The organism is Terrabacter sp. 2YAF2, assembly GCF_052114705.1.
In the GTDB taxonomy this organism is placed as follows: domain Bacteria; phylum Actinomycetota; class Actinomycetes; order Actinomycetales; family Dermatophilaceae; genus Terrabacter.
The window spans coordinates 540108-558086 of the sequence record NZ_JBFRFG010000001.1 but is presented as its reverse complement, the minus strand read 5'-3'; the positions used below and the strand labels follow the sequence as shown (position 1 = coordinate 558086).

The 17979-nt window shown below is 70.9% G+C and carries 20 protein-coding genes; 17 read left to right on the top strand and 3 right to left on the bottom strand.

What is annotated here, in order from left to right; genetic code table 11:
• Positions 1 to 30: 30 nt before the first annotated feature.
• Entirely contained in the window at positions 31 to 948 is a 918-nt protein-coding gene (locus AB4030_RS02595; RefSeq protein WP_442277611.1) for a sigma-70 family RNA polymerase sigma factor, read from the bottom strand.
• A 120-nt stretch (positions 949 to 1068) separates the two neighbouring features.
• Between AB4030_RS02595 and AB4030_RS02590 the strand changes: the two genes are divergently transcribed.
• The 7 genes from AB4030_RS02590 to AB4030_RS02560 all read left to right on the top strand — a co-directional run bounded on the left by AB4030_RS02590 (position 1069) and on the right by AB4030_RS02560 (position 9692).
• Positions 1069 to 1407 (top strand): VOC family protein, encoded by a 339-nt coding sequence (locus tag AB4030_RS02590; protein ID WP_442277610.1) that lies wholly within the window; start codon positions 1069 to 1071, stop codon positions 1405 to 1407.
• Between the two features lie 336 nt (positions 1408 to 1743).
• Positions 1744 to 2799, top strand: a complete 1056-nt coding sequence (locus AB4030_RS02585; protein ID WP_442277609.1) for a LacI family DNA-binding transcriptional regulator — start codon at positions 1744 to 1746, stop codon at positions 2797 to 2799.
• A gap of 81 nt (positions 2800 to 2880) precedes the next feature.
• Positions 2881 to 4164, top strand: coding sequence for a sugar ABC transporter substrate-binding protein (locus AB4030_RS02580; RefSeq protein WP_442277608.1), 1284 nt, complete (start codon positions 2881 to 2883; stop codon positions 4162 to 4164).
• A gap of 4 nt (positions 4165 to 4168) precedes the next feature.
• Complete coding sequence (locus AB4030_RS02575) at positions 4169 to 5179, top strand: carbohydrate ABC transporter permease (RefSeq protein WP_442277607.1); 1011 nt, start codon at positions 4169 to 4171, stop codon at positions 5177 to 5179.
• 2 nt (positions 5180 to 5181) lie between these two features.
• Positions 5182 to 6102: a carbohydrate ABC transporter permease gene (locus tag AB4030_RS02570; protein WP_442277606.1), complete on the top strand. Its 921-nt coding sequence runs from the start codon at positions 5182 to 5184 to the stop codon at positions 6100 to 6102.
• Between the two features lie 70 nt (positions 6103 to 6172).
• Entirely contained in the window at positions 6173 to 7786 is a 1614-nt protein-coding gene (locus AB4030_RS02565; protein WP_442277605.1) for a glucoamylase family protein, read from the top strand.
• A 79-nt stretch (positions 7787 to 7865) separates the two neighbouring features.
• Positions 7866 to 9692, top strand: a complete 1827-nt coding sequence (locus AB4030_RS02560) for a glycoside hydrolase family 3 protein (protein WP_442277604.1) — start codon at positions 7866 to 7868, stop codon at positions 9690 to 9692.
• 21 nt (positions 9693 to 9713) lie between these two features.
• Here AB4030_RS02560 and AB4030_RS02555 read toward each other — a convergent pair whose 3' ends face one another.
• Positions 9714 to 9962: a DUF2630 family protein gene (locus AB4030_RS02555; protein ID WP_442277603.1), complete on the bottom strand. Its 249-nt coding sequence runs from the start codon at positions 9960 to 9962 to the stop codon at positions 9714 to 9716.
• A 43-nt stretch (positions 9963 to 10005) separates the two neighbouring features.
• On the opposite strand from AB4030_RS02555, the gene AB4030_RS02550 reads away from it, so the two are divergent.
• The 10 genes from AB4030_RS02550 (at position 10006) to AB4030_RS02505 (ending at position 16866) form a co-directional block, all read left to right on the top strand.
• Positions 10006 to 10686 carry an alpha/beta fold hydrolase gene (locus tag AB4030_RS02550; RefSeq protein WP_442277602.1) on the top strand — a complete coding sequence of 227 codons (681 nt, stop codon included), beginning with the start codon at positions 10006 to 10008 and terminating at the stop codon, positions 10684 to 10686.
• 85 nt (positions 10687 to 10771) lie between these two features.
• The gene (locus AB4030_RS02545) at positions 10772 to 11113 is read left to right on the top strand and encodes an ArsR/SmtB family transcription factor (protein ID WP_442277601.1); all 342 of its coding nucleotides are present in this window, start codon (positions 10772 to 10774) and stop codon (positions 11111 to 11113) included.
• 3 nt (positions 11114 to 11116) lie between these two features.
• Positions 11117 to 11623, top strand: a complete 507-nt coding sequence (locus AB4030_RS02540; protein ID WP_442277600.1) for an SRPBCC family protein — start codon at positions 11117 to 11119, stop codon at positions 11621 to 11623.
• Positions 11623 to 12240, top strand: coding sequence for a dihydrofolate reductase family protein (locus AB4030_RS02535; RefSeq protein WP_442277599.1), 618 nt, complete (start codon positions 11623 to 11625; stop codon positions 12238 to 12240). The genes AB4030_RS02540 and AB4030_RS02535 overlap by 1 nt, the downstream gene beginning before the upstream one ends.
• On the top strand, positions 12237 to 13052 hold the full coding sequence (locus AB4030_RS02530; protein ID WP_442277598.1) for a hypothetical protein: 816 nt from the start codon (positions 12237 to 12239) through the stop codon (positions 13050 to 13052). The genes AB4030_RS02535 and AB4030_RS02530 overlap by 4 nt, the downstream gene beginning before the upstream one ends.
• Positions 13053 to 13157: 105 nt before the next feature.
• Positions 13158 to 13682 carry an RNA polymerase sigma factor gene (locus AB4030_RS02525; protein ID WP_442277597.1) on the top strand — a complete coding sequence of 175 codons (525 nt, stop codon included), beginning with the start codon at positions 13158 to 13160 and terminating at the stop codon, positions 13680 to 13682.
• Positions 13679 to 15160: a hypothetical protein gene (locus tag AB4030_RS02520; RefSeq protein WP_442277596.1), complete on the top strand. Its 1482-nt coding sequence runs from the start codon at positions 13679 to 13681 to the stop codon at positions 15158 to 15160. The genes AB4030_RS02525 and AB4030_RS02520 overlap by 4 nt, the downstream gene beginning before the upstream one ends.
• A 50-nt stretch (positions 15161 to 15210) precedes the next feature.
• Positions 15211 to 15780: a GNAT family N-acetyltransferase gene (locus tag AB4030_RS02515; protein ID WP_442277595.1), complete on the top strand. Its 570-nt coding sequence runs from the start codon at positions 15211 to 15213 to the stop codon at positions 15778 to 15780.
• A gap of 244 nt (positions 15781 to 16024) precedes the next feature.
• Positions 16025 to 16285: a hypothetical protein gene (locus AB4030_RS02510; RefSeq protein ID WP_442277594.1), complete on the top strand. Its 261-nt coding sequence runs from the start codon at positions 16025 to 16027 to the stop codon at positions 16283 to 16285.
• Positions 16286 to 16527: 242 nt separating this feature from the next.
• Complete coding sequence (locus tag AB4030_RS02505; protein WP_442277593.1) at positions 16528 to 16866, top strand: GNAT family N-acetyltransferase; 339 nt, start codon at positions 16528 to 16530, stop codon at positions 16864 to 16866.
• Here the strand turns inward: AB4030_RS02505 and AB4030_RS02500 are convergent.
• On the bottom strand, positions 16849 to 17859 hold the full coding sequence (locus AB4030_RS02500) for a LacI family DNA-binding transcriptional regulator (RefSeq protein ID WP_442277592.1): 1011 nt from the start codon (positions 17857 to 17859) through the stop codon (positions 16849 to 16851). The two genes, AB4030_RS02505 and AB4030_RS02500, sit on opposite strands and share 18 nt — an antisense overlap.
• Between the last annotated feature and the right edge of the window lie 120 nt (positions 17860 to 17979).

Genomic DNA, 17979 nt, shown 5'->3' with positions numbered 1-17979 from the left:
GTCCGTGTGGGTCAGTGCGGGTCGATGCGGTCAGGACGGCAGGTAGTAGATCTCCATGGTCCTGAGCCTGGCCCGGTCGGCGACCATCTCGATGCCGGTGACGACGTCACCCTCGACGGTGAAGCGGAACGCCACCTGCGGCTCACCGTGCAACGTCCACACCGCGCCGACGCCGCCGTCGAAGGCTGCGAGCCGCGCCGACTTCGCGCCGCCGTTGAAGCGCTGGGCCACGGCGTCCGGGCCGCGCAGCTGCGCGGGTGCGCCCATGGCCGTGGCGGCCTCGTCGGCCGTGAGCACGACATCGGGGTCGAGCATCTCGAGCAGTGCCGCGAATTCCCCGCCGCGCGCCGCGGCGAGGAAGGCGCTGACGACCTCGCGCTGGCGCGTGCGGGCCGGGCTCGTCTCGGCGGCGTCGGCGGACCGGACGCGTCGCCGCGCGCGGCTCGCGAGCTGGCGGGTGGCGGCGGGGGAGCGGTCGACGATGTCCGCGATCTGCTCGAACGGCATGCCGAAGAGGTCGTGCAGCACGAAGGCGAGCCGCTCGGCGGGGGCGAGGGTGTCGAGGACGACGAGCAGGGCCAGTCCGATGCTGTCGGCGAGCTCGGCCTCGCTCGCCGGGTCGGGCGCGTGCCGGCCCGTGGGACCTGCCTCGACACGGCCCTCGCCCGTCCCGACGAGGTCGGCCAGGCCCGCGTCCCAGCTGTCCTCGCGGCGGGAGCCGCGGGACCGCAGCATGTCGAGGCTGATCCGCCCGACGACGGTCGTCAGCCAGCCGGCGAGGTTGGCCACCTCGCTCGTGTCGCTCCGACTGAGGCGCAGCCACGCCTCCTGGACGGCGTCGTCCGCGTCCGCCGCCGAGCCGAGCACCCGGTAGGCGACGGCGCGCAGCCGCGGTCGCTGCTGCTCGAAGTCGCGGGCCAGCCACTGCTCGCGGGGGCTGTCGTCCATCTGGTCACATCCTCGGGTCGTGGTCCGTCATAGCACTGACGAACCGGTGCCACCCGATGTGACACCGCGATCATCATCACCACCACCACCACCACCATGACCATCACCAAGGAGAGACCGATGTCTGCTGTGAACACGCTCATCTACCCCGTCGCCGACCTCGACGCCGCGAAGAAGGTCTTCACCACCCTGCTCGGGGCCCAGCCGCACACTGACCAGCCCTACTACGTCGGCTACAACGTCGGCGGCCAGGAGATCGCCCTCGACCCGAACGGGCACCGCAAGGGCCTGACGGGCGGCACGCCGTACTGGTCGGTCGACGACCTCGAGGCGACGCTGGCGTCCCTCGTCGAGGCCGGCGCGACGGTGGCCCAGAAGGCCACCGACGTCGGTGGCGGCCGCACCGTCGCCGTCCTCGCGGACACCGACGGCAACATGATCGGCCTGATGCAGGGATGACCTGCGTGACCGCTCTCGCCCGTGGCTGAATTCGGCTCTGCGGCAAGCGTTTAGCTGACCCGCCGGGTGCCTGTGCCAGGGCGGCGTGGCGGCGTCACGGCATACGCCAGTGGGTATGGGCCACGGCTGGCGACGAGGGGCCGGGCGGGGTGTCGACGACGCCCTGGCCGGCCCCTCCTGGCTGCCCCGAGTCGCGGCCCGGTCTTGCGCGATCGGCCCGACCCGTGCACTATTGGTGTTCCCGATGTAAGCGCTTACAACGGGTGCCGACCGCTCCCCGGTGGGTATGGACAAAGCGCGCCAGACGACTCGACGACGAGACGAAGGAGGTGGCCCGTGGCGACGACCCCACGCCAACGCTCCGGCTCCACCACGTCGTCCACCTCGTCCACCACGCCGGCCGGCGCCACGATCTACTCCGTCGCCGAGCGCGCGGGCGTCTCGATCGCCACCGTCTCCCGGGTCCTGCAAGGCGCCGGAACGGTCTCGGCGACGTCCACGCAGAAGGTCCTCGACGCCGTCGAGGAGCTCAACTACGTGCCGCTCGGCGCGGCCCGCAGCCTCGCCGTCCGGCACCACGAGGCGCACGGCCTCGTCCTGCCCGAGCTCTCCGGCCCCTACTACTCCGAGCTGCTCATGGGCTTCGAGTCGCGCGCTGCCGAGCTCGGCCAGAGCGTGACGTTGATGCTGACCGAGGGCAAGGCCGACATCGCCCGCGCGGTGCGCCAGCTCGCCACCCACGTCGACGCGATCGCGGTCCTCGGCTCGGCCGCCATGCCGCCGGCCGTCGCACGCGCCCTGCACGGTCAGAAGCCCGTCGTCATCATCGCCGGCGCACCCCAGGACGGCATCGAGAGCGTCCGCGCCGAGAACGCCCACAGCGCCGAGCAGCTCACCGAGCACGTGCTGGCCCACGGCCGCACCCGGCTCGTCTTCGTCGGTGACCCCGGGGGCGCCCCGGACATCGACGAGCGTCACGCCGGCTTCGTCGCCGCCCACCGCGCCCGTGGCCTCGAACCGGCCGAGCCGGTCCGGGTCCCCTTCCGCGAGGGGGAGGGTGAGGCCGTCGCCGAACGCGTCCTCGCCGGCGAGATCGACACCGACGCCCTCGTCTGCGCCAACGACGAGCTCGCCCTCGCGGTGATGACCCACCTGCAGGACGCCGGCCGCGACGTGCCCGGTGACATCGCCGTCGTCGGCTGGGACGACGTCATGACCTCCCGCTACGTGCGGCCCGGACTGACGACCGTGCGCCAGCCCGTCCACGAGCTCGGCGTCATCGCCGCCGAGCGCCTGCACCAGCGCGTCTGCGGAGACCAGCCCCGGCTGGAGCCCCAGATCCTGCCGACCGAGGTCGTCATCCGCGGATCCTGCGGCTGCGGCCATCGCTGACCGCCTCCCCGAAACCTGAACCCGACCCCACCCCACGCTCCCGACACAGCCGTCGGAGAACACCGAGAAAGTGAGACACCGATGAGACGCACCACAGCCATCACGGTCGCGTGCATGACTGCCGCGGCCCTCACCGTGAGCGCCTGCGGTCGCAGCGCCGACAACGGCGGCGCCGCCGGCCAGACCGGGGCCGCCGTCAGCAGCGGCAAGGCCACCGGCACGATCACCGTCTGGGCCATGGGTGCCGAGGGCGACAACCTGTCGAAGCTGACCCAGGACTTCGAGGCCGCCAACCCCGGCGTCAAGGTCCAGGTCACGGCCATCCCGTGGTCTGCCGCACACGACAAGTTCACGACCGCCATCACCGCCGGCAAGACGCCGGACGTCGCCATGGTCGGCACGACGTGGATGGGTGAGTTCGCCAGCAGCGACGCGCTCGACCCGACGCCCGCCCAGATCGACAAGTCCGCCTTCTTCGACGGCGCCCAGAAGACGACCGAGGTGAACGGCACCTCCTACGGCATCCCGTGGTACGTCGAGACGCGCGTCGTCTACTACCGCTCCGACCTAGCCAAGAAGGCCGGCTACGAGTCCGTCCCCACGGACTGGAAGGGCCTGCACGACATGGCCAAGGCCATGCAGACCAAGGCCGGCGCGAAGTGGGGCATCGGCCTGCAGGCCGGCGGCGAGGGCTCGTGGCAGTCCGTCATGCCCTTCGCGTGGAGCGAGGGTGCGGACCTGACGAAGAACGGCGGCAAGGCGTACAACTTCGACAGCCCGCAGCTGCTCAAGGCCACGCAGTACTACCAGTCGTTCTTCACCGACGGCATCTCCGACAAGAGCGCCCCGGCGACCCCGACGACCGAGCCCGACTTCGCCAGCGGCCGGGTCCCGATGTTCATCTCCGGCCCGTGGGAGATGTCCGCGGTCGAGAAGGTCGGCGGCGCCGGTTTCAAGGACAAGTACAACGTCGCGCCGATCCCCGCCGGCTCCGCCGGGTCGTCCTCGTTCGTCGGTGGCTCGAACTTCGTCGTCTTCAAGAACACGAAGAACCGCGACACCGCCTGGAAGTTCGTCTCGTGGCTCGCCGACCCGAAGGTCCAGTCGAAGTGGTACTCCATCTCGACCGACCTCCCCTCGGTCAAGAGCGCCTGGAAGGACCCCGCGTTGTCCTCGGACAAGAAGCTCGCCGTCTTCGGCAAGCAGCTCGAGACGGCCAAGGCGCCGCCGTCGTTCCCGACGTGGGAGCAGGCCGTCAAGGCTCTCGACACCGAGATGGAGAAGATCACCAAGACCGGTGAGGACCCGGCCACCGGCCTCAAGACGGCCCAGCAGCAGGCCGACTCCATCGGGACGGGTCTGTAGTCCGATGACCGCCCAGACCGGCACGACCGGGTCCCCCACCGGGCCCGTGACGCCACCTCCGATCACCGCCCCGGGACGGCCCGACGACGGGTCGTCCCGAGAGGCCGGCGACGGAGGGTCCCGTCGGCGGGCCGGCACGGCCCGCCGACGGGAGGGGCGGGCGGCCTGGATCCTCGCGATCCCCTTCTGCCTGCTCTTCCTCGCCTTCACGGCCTGGCCGGTGATCCAGTCCCTCTTCATGAGCATCACCGACACCAAGGCCCGCGACCTGCGACACCCCTTCAGTGTCAACATCATCGGGCTGGACAACTTCACCAAGGCGCTGTCGGACCCCACCTTCCGCAAGGCGGCCGGCAACACCGCCTACTTCGTGCTCGTCGGTATGCCGCTGACGCTCGTCGTCGCCCTCGCCGCGGCGGTCGCGCTCGACAAGGGGATCACCCGCTTCCGGGCGATCTTCCGCCTCGGCTTCTACATGCCGGTCATCACCTCGATCGTCGCCGTCGCCGTCGTGTGGCGCTTCCTCCTGCAGGACCCGGGCGGCCTCATCAACACGGCCCTCGGCTGGGTCGGCATCACCGGGCCCAACTGGCTCGGCGACCCGCACTGGTCGATGCCCTCGCTCATCCTCATGGCGTCGTGGCGCAACTTCGGCACGGCGATGATCATCTTCCTCGCCGGCCTGCAGGCGGTGCCCGCCGAGCTCCACGAGGCGGCCGCCATCGACGGCGCGAGCGCGTGGAAGCGGTTCCGCTTCGTGACCATGCCGCTGCTGCGCCCGACCCTGCTCTTCGTCATGGTCACGACCGCCATCGGCTACCTCCAGTTCTTCGAGGAGCCGTTCGTCATGACCCAGGGCGGACCGCTGAACAGCACGGTCTCGCTGTCGATGTACACCTACCAGCAGTTCGGCTTCGGCAACTACGGCCTCGCATCGGCGATGAGCTACCTCATCTTCGTCGTCATCGCGATCGTCACCGCCCTCCAGTTCCGCCTGCTCCGAGAGAGGACCTGACCATGTCCGTCGACACCGCAACGCGGCCGACCGGACCGGCTCCCGCACCGGGCCGGGCCAACCGGCGGACCCGCTCGGGCAGGACCGGGTCCGGCATGGTCGGCGCGAGCCAGGGCGGCCGCTGGTGGCTCTACCTCGTGCTCGTGGTCGCGCTCGTCGCCGTCATCGCCCCGTTCGCCTGGATGGTGCTCGGCAGCTTCAAGGGCGAGGGCGAGCTGCGTCAGATCCCGCCGACCTGGCTGCCCCAGCACGCCTCGCTCGACAACTACACCCAGCTGTTCAGCAAGCTGAGCTTCGGGAAGTACTTCACCAACTCCATCGTCGTCGCGGTCGTCGTGACGGCCGGCAACCTCATCTTCTGCTCGATGCTCGGCTACGCCCTGGCGATGCTCGACTTCAAGGGCAAGAAGGCCATTTTCATCGCCGTCATGGGCACGCTGATGATCCCCGGCGTCGTGACCTTCGTGCCGCTCTTCGTCCTCGTCGCGAACGCCGGTCTCATCGACACCATCCCCGGCCTCTTCCTGCCGTTCCTCGTCAGCCCGTTCGGCGTCTTCCTCATGCGCCAGTTCATCCTCGGGCTGCCCAAGGACCTGCTCGACGCGGGACGTGTCGACGGCGCCGGAGAGCTGCGGATCTTCTTCCGCATCATCCTGCCGCTCTGCGGCCCCGCCCTGGCGACGCTGGGGATCCTGACCTTCCTCGGCAGCTGGAACAACTTCCTGTGGCCGCTCGTCGTGGCGCAGTCCGAGGACCAGTACACCCTCCCGGTGGCCCTCGCCCTCTACTCGACCGGCCAGAACAGCACGAACTACGGGCTGCTGCTCGCGGGTGCGACCGTCGTCATCATCCCGATCCTCGTGGTCTTCCTCATCTTCCAGAAGCGCTTCATCGAGGGCATCGCGACCACCGGCCTGAAGTAACGCGCCGGGACCCCCCATTTTCCGACCCCTCGACGCAAGCGTGAACCGAACCTGAAACGGAGCACAGCCCATGTCCGACCTCACGATCCCCACGACCAGCCGGCGCAGCCTGCTCATCGGGGGCGCCGCCTCCGTGGCGGCGCTCGCCCTGGCTCCCGCGGCCGCAGCACAAACGGCCCCCGCCCGGTCCACGCCCGCGCTCATCCGACGCGGCGCCCCCGTCCTCGACAGCCGCCGCCTGCACGGCTGGGCCGCCGACACGTGGCGCAGCATCGTCGCGATGACCGACCCGAGGACCGGCCTGCCGGCCGACAACATCCCGGAGTCGCTCGCCGCCAAGGACCGCTCGGGCTACACGTCGCCGACCAACATCGGCGGCTACCTGTGGTCGACCATCGCAGCCCGCGAGCTCGGCATCATCACGCGTGGCGAGGCGACGGCCCGGATGATCGGCACCCTCAAGACGGTCGATCGGATGCAGCACCACACGCCGAGCGGGATGTACTACAACTGGTACGACCCTGCCACGGGCGCGGTCCTCACGACGTGGCCGGACGACGGGAATCGCGTCTACCCGTTCCTCTCGAGCGTCGACAACGGTTGGCTCGGAGCGGCCCTCGTCGTCGTCATGAACTCCGATCGCGCCGCCGGCCAGTGGGCCAAGCGGATCTTCGACCGGATGCGCTGGGACATGTTCTACGACTCGGACACCGCGCACCCCGGGGTGCGTCCCGGCGGCCTCATGCACGGCGGCTTCTATGACGCCCCGCCGCCTCCCGGCTTCGCGGGCTACACCGGCAACCACATCGGCGTCGGTCCGGACGTCTGGTACACCAACCACCACTACGACACGGCTGTCTCCGAGACCCGCATCACGACCTACCTCGGGATCCTCACGGGCCAGGTGCCGGCGACGGCGTACTACGCGACGTGGCGCACCTTCCCGGACGCGTGCGACTGGTCGTGGCCCGAGTCCCGCCCGACGGGCGTCAACCGGACGTACTTCGGCGTCGACGTCTACGAGGGCGCCTACACCTACCGCGGCATGCACATCGTGCCGGGCTGGGGCGGCTCGATGTTCGAGGAGCTCATGCCGGACGTCTTCGTCGACGAGGCCCGCTGGGCACCGAACAGCTGGGGCCGCAACCACCCGCTCCACGTCCGAGCCCAGCGCGAGCACGGTCTCGTCGAGGCCGGCTACGGCTACTGGGGCTTCAGCCCGTCGAGCGACCCCTTCGGCGGCTACCGGGAGTACGGCGTGGACGCCCTGGGCCTCAACCCCGACGGCTACTTCTCCGACGAGCAGAAGACGAACTACGACGCGGGCTTCGGCGACTGCCGTCCGGCGACGAACCCGACGCCGACCTACGGCGACGGTGTCGTGACGCCGCACGCGTCCTTCCTCGCGATGATGCACGAGCCGGGTGAGGCGTACGCCAACCTGGCGAAGCTGCAGGCCGACTTCGACTCCTACGGCCGGGGTGGCTTCTTCGACGCTGTGGCCGTGCGGTCGGGCACCGTCGCGCGTCGCTACCTCTCCCTCGACCAAGCGATGATCATGGGCTCGGTGGGCAACGTCCTCGGTCAGGACGTGATCCGACGAGCGTTCAGCACCAAGGCTGTCGAGAGCCGACTGCGCCCGGTCATCGGCATCGAGCAGTTCGGCGCCAGCCCGGTGGCCTGACCGCCCCCCAGACCTCGTGGCCGCCCGACCGCACGCGTCGGGCGGCCACGAGCCCCTCACCGAACGAAAGGCTTCACCCGTGCGCCCCGAGCTCCGAACCACCGAGGACGGCGTCGCCTACCGAGACCTGAACGGCAACGGCCGGATGGACCCCTACGAGGACCCGCGCCGGCCCGTCGAGGAGCGTGTGGAGGACCTGCTCGGTCGCCTCTCCCTCGAGGAGAAGGTCGGGCTGATGTTCCAGACCGTCATCGAGGCCGGCTCGGACGGAACGGTGCTAGAGCAGCCGGGTGCCATCAGCAAGTCGCCCACGAGCACCGTCGTGCTCGAGAAGCACCTCAACCACTTCAACGTCCACGCGCTCGACGACCCGCGGATGGCGGCGCGGTGGAGCAACGCCCTGCAGGCGCTCGCCGAACGCACACCACACGGCATACCGGTGACGGTGTCGACCGACCCGCGGCACGCGTTCATCGAGAACGTCGGGGTCTCCTTCTCCGCCGGTGCCTTCTCGCAGTGGCCCGAGCCGCTCGGGCTCGCGGCGCTGCGCGACGCGGACGCGGTGCGGCGCTTCGCCGACATCGCCCGGCAGGAGTATGCCGCGGTCGGCATCCGCGCCGCGCTGCACCCGACGCTCGACCTCGCGACGGAGCCGCGCTGGGCGCGCCAGGCGGGCACGTTCGGTCAGGACCCTGACTTGGTGACAGAGCTGGGTGTCGCGTATCTCAAGGGCTTCCAAGGGGATTCGCTCGGGCCGGGCAGTGTCGCGTGCACGAGCAAGCACTTCCCGGGAGGCGGACCGCAGAAGGACGGCGAGGACGCGCACTTCCCCTACGGGCGCGAGCAGGTCTACCCCGGTGGGCGATTCGCCGACCACCTCAAGCCGTTCCCGCCGATCATCGAGGCCGGCACGGCGGGGATCATGCCGTACTACGGGATGCCGGTCGACCTCGTCGTCGACGGCGTCGAGATCGAGCCGATCGGCTTCGGCTACAACAAGCAGGTCGTCACGGGCCTGCTCCGCGAGAAGCTCGGCTACGACGGCGTCGTCGTCACCGACTGGGAGCTCGTCAACGACAACCACGTCGGCGACCAGGTGCTGCCGGCCCGCGCGTGGGGCGTCGAGCACCTCGACCCGCACGGCCGGATGGAGCTCATCCTCGAGGCCGGGGCCGACCAGTTCGGCGGCGAGGAGTGCGTCGACATCCTCCTCGACCTCGTGGCGCACGGCCGGGTCACCGAGGCGCGCATCGACGAGTCGGCACGCCGCATCCTCGCCGTGAAGTTCCGGCTCGGCCTGTTCGACGACCCCTACGTCGACGAGGACGCCGCCGCAGCGACGGTGGGACGAGGCGACTTCCGCGACGAGGGGTATGCCGCCCAGTCCCGTTCGGTGACGGTGCTGCACAACGAGGGTGGTCGCCTCCCGCTCGAGCAGGGCCTGCGCATCTACGCCGAGCGGCTCTCACCCGAGGCGGTCGTCCGGCACGGCAAGCTCGTCGAGCGGCCCGAGGACGCCGACGTGGCGGTCGTGCGACTCACGGCGCCCTTCGACCCGCGCTCTGACCTCTTCCTCGAGTCCTGGTTCCACCAGGGGTCGCTCGACTTCCCGCCCGGTCTCATCGCCCGGCTCGAGCGGATCGCCGCCGTCTGCCCGCTGGTCATCGACGTGGTGCTCGACCGGCCCGCCGTTGTGACACCGCTGCTCCGCTTCGCCTCGGCGGTCGTCGGCAGCTTCGGCAGCAGCGACGACGCCCTGCTCGACGCCCTGACCGGCACCATCGCGCCCGTGGGTCGCCTGCCGTTCGACCTGCCCCGCTCCATGGACCAGGTGCGGGCCCACGGCGAGGACGTGCCGGGCTACGACGACCCGCTCTTCCGCTTCGGACACGGCCTCACGATCTGAGCGGTCCTGGGGAGGGCCCGCTCAGCCCGTGTAGCCCTCGACGGTGCGCTCGGAGCGGACCTGGGCGTCGTCCGGGTTGTCGCCGAACTCGCGCTTGGCCCGTCGCTGGCGCAGCAGGTCCCAGCACTGGTCGAGCTCGACCTCGACGCTGCGCAGTCGTGCGTGCTCCTCGTCGACGGTGATCTCGCCTGACTGGAGCGCGCCCCGGAGGCGGTGCTCCTCGTCGATGAGCGAGGTGATGCGGTCCTGGATCGAGGGGTCGTCAGCCATGTCGTCACCTTGGCACGGCGCGACGGCGCCGTCGAGGTCTAGCATGTGGACAGTGACCACATTCGCGCTCGTCCCCGGCGCCGGCGGGGCCGCCTGGTACTGGCACCGCGTCGTGCCGCTCCTCGAGCAGGCCGGCCACGAGGCCCTGGCCATCGACCTTCCCGGCGATGATCCGGCCGCCGGCCTGGGGGAGTATGCCGCCCTCGTCCTCGACGCGGTCGCCTGCCGTGGCGACGTGGTGGTCGTCGGGCAGTCGATGGGCGGGTTCACGGCGCCCATCGTCGCCGCGCGTCGCCCTGTCGCCGGACTCGTGCTGCTCAACGCGATGGTGCCGTTGCCGGGGGAGACGGCCGGCGCCTGGTGGGAGGCTGTCGGAGCCGAAGGGGCGCGGGTCGCGGCGGCCCGGGCCGGTGGCTACGACGAAGAGTTCGACCTCGGCACGTACTTCCTCCACGACGTGGACCCGGTCGTCGCCGCAGGTGGGGCGCAGCACGAGCGTCCCGAGGTCGAGCGCGCCTTCGAGACGCCGTGCGACATCGAGGCGTGGCCCGACGTCCCGACTCGCGTCGTCGCTGGTGCCGACGACCGCTTCTTCCCGCTCGAGCTGCAACGTCGCGTGGCCCGCGACCGACTCGGCCTCGAGGTCGACGTCCTGCCCGGTGGTCACCTCGCCGCCCTCTCGCGGCCGGCCGAGGTGGCGGCCTACCTGTTGTCCACGCCCTGAGCGCTCGTGGTCGGCGACGATGGCCCTTCATCAAAACCCGTGACGAGGCTGTTGACGCATGCCGATATCGGAATATGATGGCTTCATGGCACGTGCAGCGACGACGTCGGACGTCTTCAACGCGGTGGCCGAGCCGCAGCGCCGGGAGATCCTGGTGCTCCTTCGCGGGGGCGAGCGGCCGGTGACCGAGCTGGCGCAAGAGCTGGGGATCACCCAGCCGGGGGCATCCAAGCACCTGCGGGTGCTCCGTGAGGTCGGGCTGGTGCGGGATCGCAAGGCCGGCAAGCAGCGGCTGTACTGCCTCGACGCCCGCGGGCTGCGACCGGTTCACGAGTGGACCGGCGGGTTCGAGCGGTTCTGGAACGAGAGCTTCGACCGGCTGGACGAGTACGTGCAGGACCTCGAGCAGGCACGACAGGAGGAGTGACCGATGGCAGCGACAGGACGCGACACGCATACGCAGTCGGCGACGACCGACCGGGAGATCGTCATCTCACGGCTCATCAGCGCCCCGCGGGAGCTGGTGTTCGAGGCGTTCACCGAGGTGCGGCACCTGTCGCGATGGTGGGGGCCGGAAGGGTTCACCACCACCACGCGGGCGTTCGAGTTCCGGGTCGGCGGGGAGTGGGACTTCGTGATGCACGGACCGGACGGGACGGACTACCAGGAGTGGATCACCTGGACCGAGATCGACCCGCCGAAGCGGATCGCGTTGCTGCACGGCGAGTTTCGCGGCGACCCGAACGCCTTCGAGTCGGTCCTGAGGTTCGAACCAGACGGGGCGGCGACCCGGCTCGAGATGGGCACGGTGTTCCCCACCAGGGAGCTGCGCGACGAGGCGGTCGAGAAGTACCACGCGATCGAGGGCGGCCGGCAGACCCTGAACAACCTCGCTGCCTACGTCAGCGAGATCGTCCGGAGAGGGGCGGAGGGCTGATGGCGGGGAAGGTGTTCTTCAGCGTGTCGATGTCGCTGGACGGTTTCATCGCGCCCGAGTCGGCCGAGGAGCTGATGGGGCGGCAGTGGATGGAGCTGCAGCGGTGGGTCTTCCCGCAGCGGTTCTTCCGGGAGAACCTCAAGCTCGGCGGGGGCGGCGAGGAGGGGCGCGACAACGACATCCTGCGGGAGACGTTCGAGCGCACCGGGGCGAGCGTGATGGGCAAGCGCATGTTCGACGCCGGAGAGCAGGCGTGGCCGGAGGAAGCGCCGTTCCACACGCCGGTCTTCGTCGTGACGCACGAGGAACGGGACCCGTGGAAGCGTCCGGGGACCACCTTCCACTTCGTCAACGACGGCATCGAGTCCTCGCTCGACCAAGCCCGTGAGGCGGCCGGCGACCGGGACGTCCGCATCGCCGGCGGCGGCGCGACGATCCTGGAGTACGTCAACGCCGGCCTGGTCGACGAGTTCTCGATCGCGCTCTCGCCGGTGCTGTTCGGCTCCGGGATCCGGCTGTTCGAGGGCGTCGACGCGGGCCGCGTGGCCCTGGAGCCGATTCGGGCGGAGCCGACGGAGCGGGTGACCCACCTGACCTACGCAGTCCGGCAACGGTGACTGCCATCGACAAGTCGGTGTCGAGCGACCCCAACCCGCTGGCCATCCGCGGCGTCTCAGTAGCAAGGACGGAGACACCGTCCGGAGTCCTCTGGGAGACCGCCATGAAGATCACCTATCCCTGCATCGCCCTGCTGACCTCCGGCGCCGTTCTGGCGGCCCCGGCCGTGGCCGCCGGGTCGGCGCCCGCCTCGGCGGCCACGTCCCCGGTCACCACCGCGGCACAGGCCAGCACCACGGACCCCGTGCTCCACGCCGACCAGCTCGTCCGGGCCTGGGGTCGCGGTGACCGGGCCGGGGCTGCCGCTCTCGCAACCCCATCGGTCGTCGCAGCCCTCTTCGACTACTCCACCCCCGGAGGCGTGAGCTGGCGACGGATCGAGTGGCAGGGCGCCGCCGGCACCATCTACGTCACGTACCACGACGACGCCCGGGGCGGCACGGTCACGCTCGCCGTCAGCGACGTGCTGCTCAGTCAGGGAGTCGAGCAGGCGGCATACGACGTGCGGTTCTCGCAGGCACGTCCCATCGGGCCGGTGGGCTACGCCGACCAGCTGGTGCGGGCCTGGGGCCGTGGCGACCACGCCGCGGTGCAGCGCTACGCGACGACGATGGTGGCCAGTGCCCTCTGGCGCCACGCCGACCCGGGCGGTGGCCACTGGCGGCGGATCTTCGCCCAGGGCGCGGCCGGAACCACGTACGTCACCTACCACGACGATGCGAACGGAGGCACCCTGACGCTTGCCGTCGGCAACGCCGCGGAGCAGGACGGCCAGCTGCACGCCGTCTACGACGCGCGGTTCGGTCGCTGACGCCGACGAGTCGGCACGGAGAACCAACCGGTGCCCGTGCTGCGGCGTCACAATGGCGTGTCACAGCAGACGAGAGCCGTGAGGCTCGATCCTCGGGAGGCCGCGATGCGCGATCCGCGCGCCTCCCGCGAGGCCGGCGCCCACGAGCCGGACGCCAACGAGACCGATGCCAACGTGAGCGAGCTCTTCGACGCCCACTACGGCAGGCTCGCCGGCTGGACCGCACGCCTCGTCGGTGACACCGAGCTCGGGCACGACTTCGCGACGGAGGCCTTCGCGCGGCTCGTGCGCGACGGCGGCACCGTCCACGAGCCGCGGGCATGGCTCTACACCGTCACGGCCAACCTCGTGAGGGACCACTGGCGCAAGCGCTCCCGGGAGGGAGCCGCCTACGGCCGGCTCGGGGCGCCGTCGGGGAGCATCGACCGAGACTCCGCGACCGTGCTGACCGTCCGCGAGGTCGTCCTGGCCCTGCCCGACGCGTTGCGACTGCCCGTGATCCTGCACTACTACGCCGACCTGCCCGTGGCCGCGGTGGCCGAGCGGCTCGGGAAGTCAGAAGGGGCGATCAAGCGGGACCTGTTCGATGCGCGCCGCCGGATGGCGGCACAGCTGGAGGACGTGCGATGAGTGACGAGCCGCGGGGCGGCACCCCCCGAGACCCGGCGGGCACCCCCGCCGACCCGGACGCTGCCCTCGTGCGCGACTTCTTCGCCCGGGAGCGCACCGCCGCCCCGACCCTCGACGCCGACCCGGCGCGGTGGCAGGAGATCGTCGAGGCCTCGGCGCGGTCGCGACGCCCGTGGCTGCGGTATGCCGCCGGCGCCGCCGCCGCGGCCGTGGTGCTCGGGGCGGTCGGTGTGGCGACCTTGGGGCGGGGTGGCACAACGCCGGTGCCGGCCGGACCCGTCCTGTCGTCATCGGTCGTCGGGTCGCCCCCGCCGTCGCCTCGCCCAACCAGCTCCAGCCTGCCGACGCCGACCCCCTCGACGTCGACGCCGGTGTCACCGTCGCTGCCGCCGTCGCTGCCGCCGTCGGGGGCACCCGTGCCGGCATCGTTCGCCGTGCGCTCGCTCACCACCGGTGCGCCCGGCCACCTCTTCGCGCTCGGGACCGTCGCCTGCCCGGGCGGTCAGTGTCCTGCCCTGGCCGGATCGAGCGACAACGGCGCCAGCTGGAACCTCCGGCACACCTTCCCCGCCTCGACCGCCGCCCCGGGGTCGACCACCGGTCGCCTCGGCGGTGCGGGAACGCTGACCCAGGTGCGGTTCGCCAGCGCATCGGTCGGATGGGCCTTCGGCGGCGCCGCGATGCGCACCACCGACGGGGGTGCCACCTGGCAGGACTACCCGCACCCCGGTGGGGAGGTCATCGGCCTCGAGACCGACGGCACCGACGTCGTGCTGACGACGGCGCCGGGGTGCACGGACGGAACGTGCCACGGCGCCATCAGCGTCGTCCGGGCCCCTGTCACCGCCGCTTCGGCGACCGACGTCGCAGGCACGATCGACGGCGGCTCCGGCGTGCAGGATGCCCCGATCTCCTGGCAGGGCGGGCAGGCCTTCGTCTCGCCGGTCGTCGTGCCCGTCGCCGGGCGACCGGCCCCGACGCCTGTCGTCGTCGCGCCCGACGGCCTCCACCGCGCCGCACCCACCTCGTGCGGCACCGGGCAGACGGTCCGGCTGGTCACCGCAGCAGCCGGGACGACCCTCTTCACCGTGTGCCCTTCCGGCGGTGCCGCAGGACAGATCGGGTATGCCGTCCAGTCGAGCAGCGACGCCGGCGCCAGCTGGCGTCCGGTCCTGGGAGAGCCACTCCTGCTCGTCAACGCGGGCACGACCTCCTTCGCGGCCGCCGACGCGCGGACCCTTCTCGCCGTCTCCGGCGGGAGCCCCGACGTCCACGGCTCGATGAGCCTCAGCAGGGACGGAGGCGCCACCTGGCGCCAGCCGAGGTCGGCCCCGCCGCTGCCCGACCACGGGTGGGCGTGGGTCGGCGCCCCGGGCGGCGCGACGTTCTACGCCCTTTCCGGCGACGGATCAGGCGCCTACTGGAAGAGCATCGACCGAGGCGAGACCTGGTCCCAGGTGGTCGTAGCGGGTCACTGAACCTCGAAAGCCGTTGCCCTGCATCACGGCTCGGGCCATGATGCCTTCTCATGAAGGCAAGCCCGTGGCCCATCCGTCATGGGTCGCTCACGTTTCGCGAGGCCGGTCCTGCCGACATCGAGACTCTTCTGACCTTCCGAAATGAGCCTGGCGTCAACCGTTTCATGGTCCGCAATCACGTCGACCCCGTCATGTTCCGTCAAGAATGGCTCGAGGTTCCGGCCAGCGACACCGACTACTCGTGCATCGCTGACGAGGACGGGCAGGTCGTGGCCATGGGCTTCCTCGACGTCGTCGACGGCTACGGCCAGCCCGGTATGCCGAAGCGCACCGAAGGGGTCATCGGATACATCGTCGATCCTGCCGCCTCCGGCAGAGGGGTCGGGACTGCCCTGGCCCGAGCGCTCTTGGTTGCCGCGTTCGACGGGCTCGGCCTGCGGCGAGTCACGGCAGCCTGCAACGCCGACAACCGTGCCTCGGTCAGGGTCCTCGAGCGGGCCGGCATGCGCCGTGAGCAGCACGCCGTGGAGGCCCTTTGGCACACCGAGCTCGGGTGGGTCGACGAGTATCAGTACGCAGTCCTGGCACGCGAATGGCGTGGTCAGAAGATCCACTGCTGACACCTCGCGCGTCGGTGAGATTCTCGGACTCGCCGATCGAGTGAAGACGGAGGAACGGGGTGCATGATGGTCGGATGCCCACGTCGAGATGGAGCGTTCGCCGGTTCGTGGCCCTCGACATGCACGGAGCTGCCGGCACTCTGAGAAGGCGCCGGCTCATTCTGGCGGAGTTCGTCGTAGGGACCGCGTGCCTGATCCTGCTCGGGATCGTCTTGGCCGCGCACGGCGGCGGATGGTGGGGCGTGTGGCTGATCGGGTGCGGTCTCGGCTACGGAGCCCTTGCCGCGCAGGCGGTCACGTCTATCCCTCGACCAGGCTGGCCGCGGAGCTCGACGGGGCGGACATCGCCGCCGAGATCCGCCGGTACAGCGTGGCCCAGCTTCTGCTCCTCGTCCCGGGACTCATCGCGGCGGTCGCCGTGGCGCAGGCACGGCGCGGATGGCGCGACCGCGGCGACGCCGTCACGACGGTCAAGGGCACCAGGGCGCACTCCGACCCACGCTGACGCCAGGCGACCGGTGAGACAGGATCGAGCCGTGACAGGTCAACCTCTGCCGTATCCGGACCCTCCGCTGAGTGACGGGCGCATCGCCCTCAGGAGGTGGCGGGAGACCGACGTCGACTGCATCCGGCTCGCCGGGGCCGACGCCAGCATCTCGAGAGGCACGACCGTCCCGGCCGCCTTCACGCCCGCTGAGGGGCTGGCCTTCATCCATCGGCAGTGGACTCGAGGCGAGAGCCGCGAGGGTGTGTCGCAAGCCGTCTTTGGAGGTCGACGGCGACCATGCCATCGGGCTGGTCTGGGTGGCCGTGCGGCCACAACCGCACGTGGGCGGACTGGGGAACTGGATCGTCCCTGAGGCCCGCGGACGCGGGGCTGCAACGGCTGCAGTTCGCCTCGTCGCCCCCTGGGCGCTCGAGGCGTTGGACCTCCGGCGTCTGGAGGCCTGGGTGGAGCCCGACAACGAGGCGTCCCAGCACGTCCTCCGCAGCGCCGGCTTCCAGCAGGAGGGGCGTCTCCGGAACTTCCTCACCCTCGACGGCGGATCGTCGGACGCGCTGGTGTTCTCAGTCATCTCCTCGTGAGTTGCTCCGGCGGCGCACCCCGAGGGTCGTCTCCCGCGCTTCGAGCGTCCACGCGACCTCGACGTCCTCGGCGGGGCCGTCGTCGCCGTCGATCCGGCGTGACAGCAGCTCGAGGGCGGCCCGGGCCAGGCCGGTGAGGTCGGGAGAGATCGTCGTGACGGTCGGGTTGGCGTAGCGGGTCTCGGCGATGTCGTCGAACCCGACGATGGCGACCTCCTCCGGCACCCGCACGCCGGCCTCGACGCAGGCGCGCAGCGCCCCGATGGCCATGAGGTCGTTGAAGCAGAAGACGGCGTCAGGTGGCTCGGGCAGGTCGAGCAGCTGCTGCATCGCGGTGTGGCCGTCGGCGCGCTCGAAGTGCGGGACCCCGATGACGAGGTCGGTGTCGTAGGGCAGGCCGGCCGCCTTGAGGGCCTGGCGGTAGCCACGCAACCGCGCCGAGGCCGTGCCTTTGACGGACTCGCGGCCCACGGCGGCGATGCGTCGACGCCCTTGTGCGACAAGGTGTTCCGTCGCGGCGCGGGCAGCAGCGACCGAGTTGACGGCGATGTGGTCGAAGCCGGTCGGAACCGGGCGCTCCCCGAGGAGCACCATGGGCAGGCTGTCTGCACGTCTGCTGATCTCGTCGGCGGACAGGGCGAGCGGCGAGAAGATGACGCCGTCGATGACGTGCGAGCGCATGCCTTCGAGGACGACCCGCTCGGCGTCGGCGTCACCGCCGGTCACGTCGAGCAGGACGATGAAGCCGAGAGCGGCCGCCTCCTCGGTGATCCGGGCCGCGAGCTCGGCGAAGTAGGGGGAGTCCATCGCCGGCACGGCCAGGGCGAGAAAGCCGGCCCGTCCGTGCTTGAGGCTGCGGGCGGAGAGGTTCGGTCGGTAGTGGAGCTCGGCCATCGCGGCCTCGACACGTTCGCGCGTGCTCGCCTTGACGTGGGGATGGTGGTTGAGGACGTTGGAGGCCGTCTTGACCGACACTCCTGCCCGTTCTGCCACGTCCCTGAGCCGCGCCGCCAACCGTGCCTCCGTCCGTTCCCGCTCCTCGACCGCCTCGTCCGAGCAACAGGCTAGCGCCCGGCGGCGCCGCCCGTTCTGACCGCGGGCAGGCTCTGGACA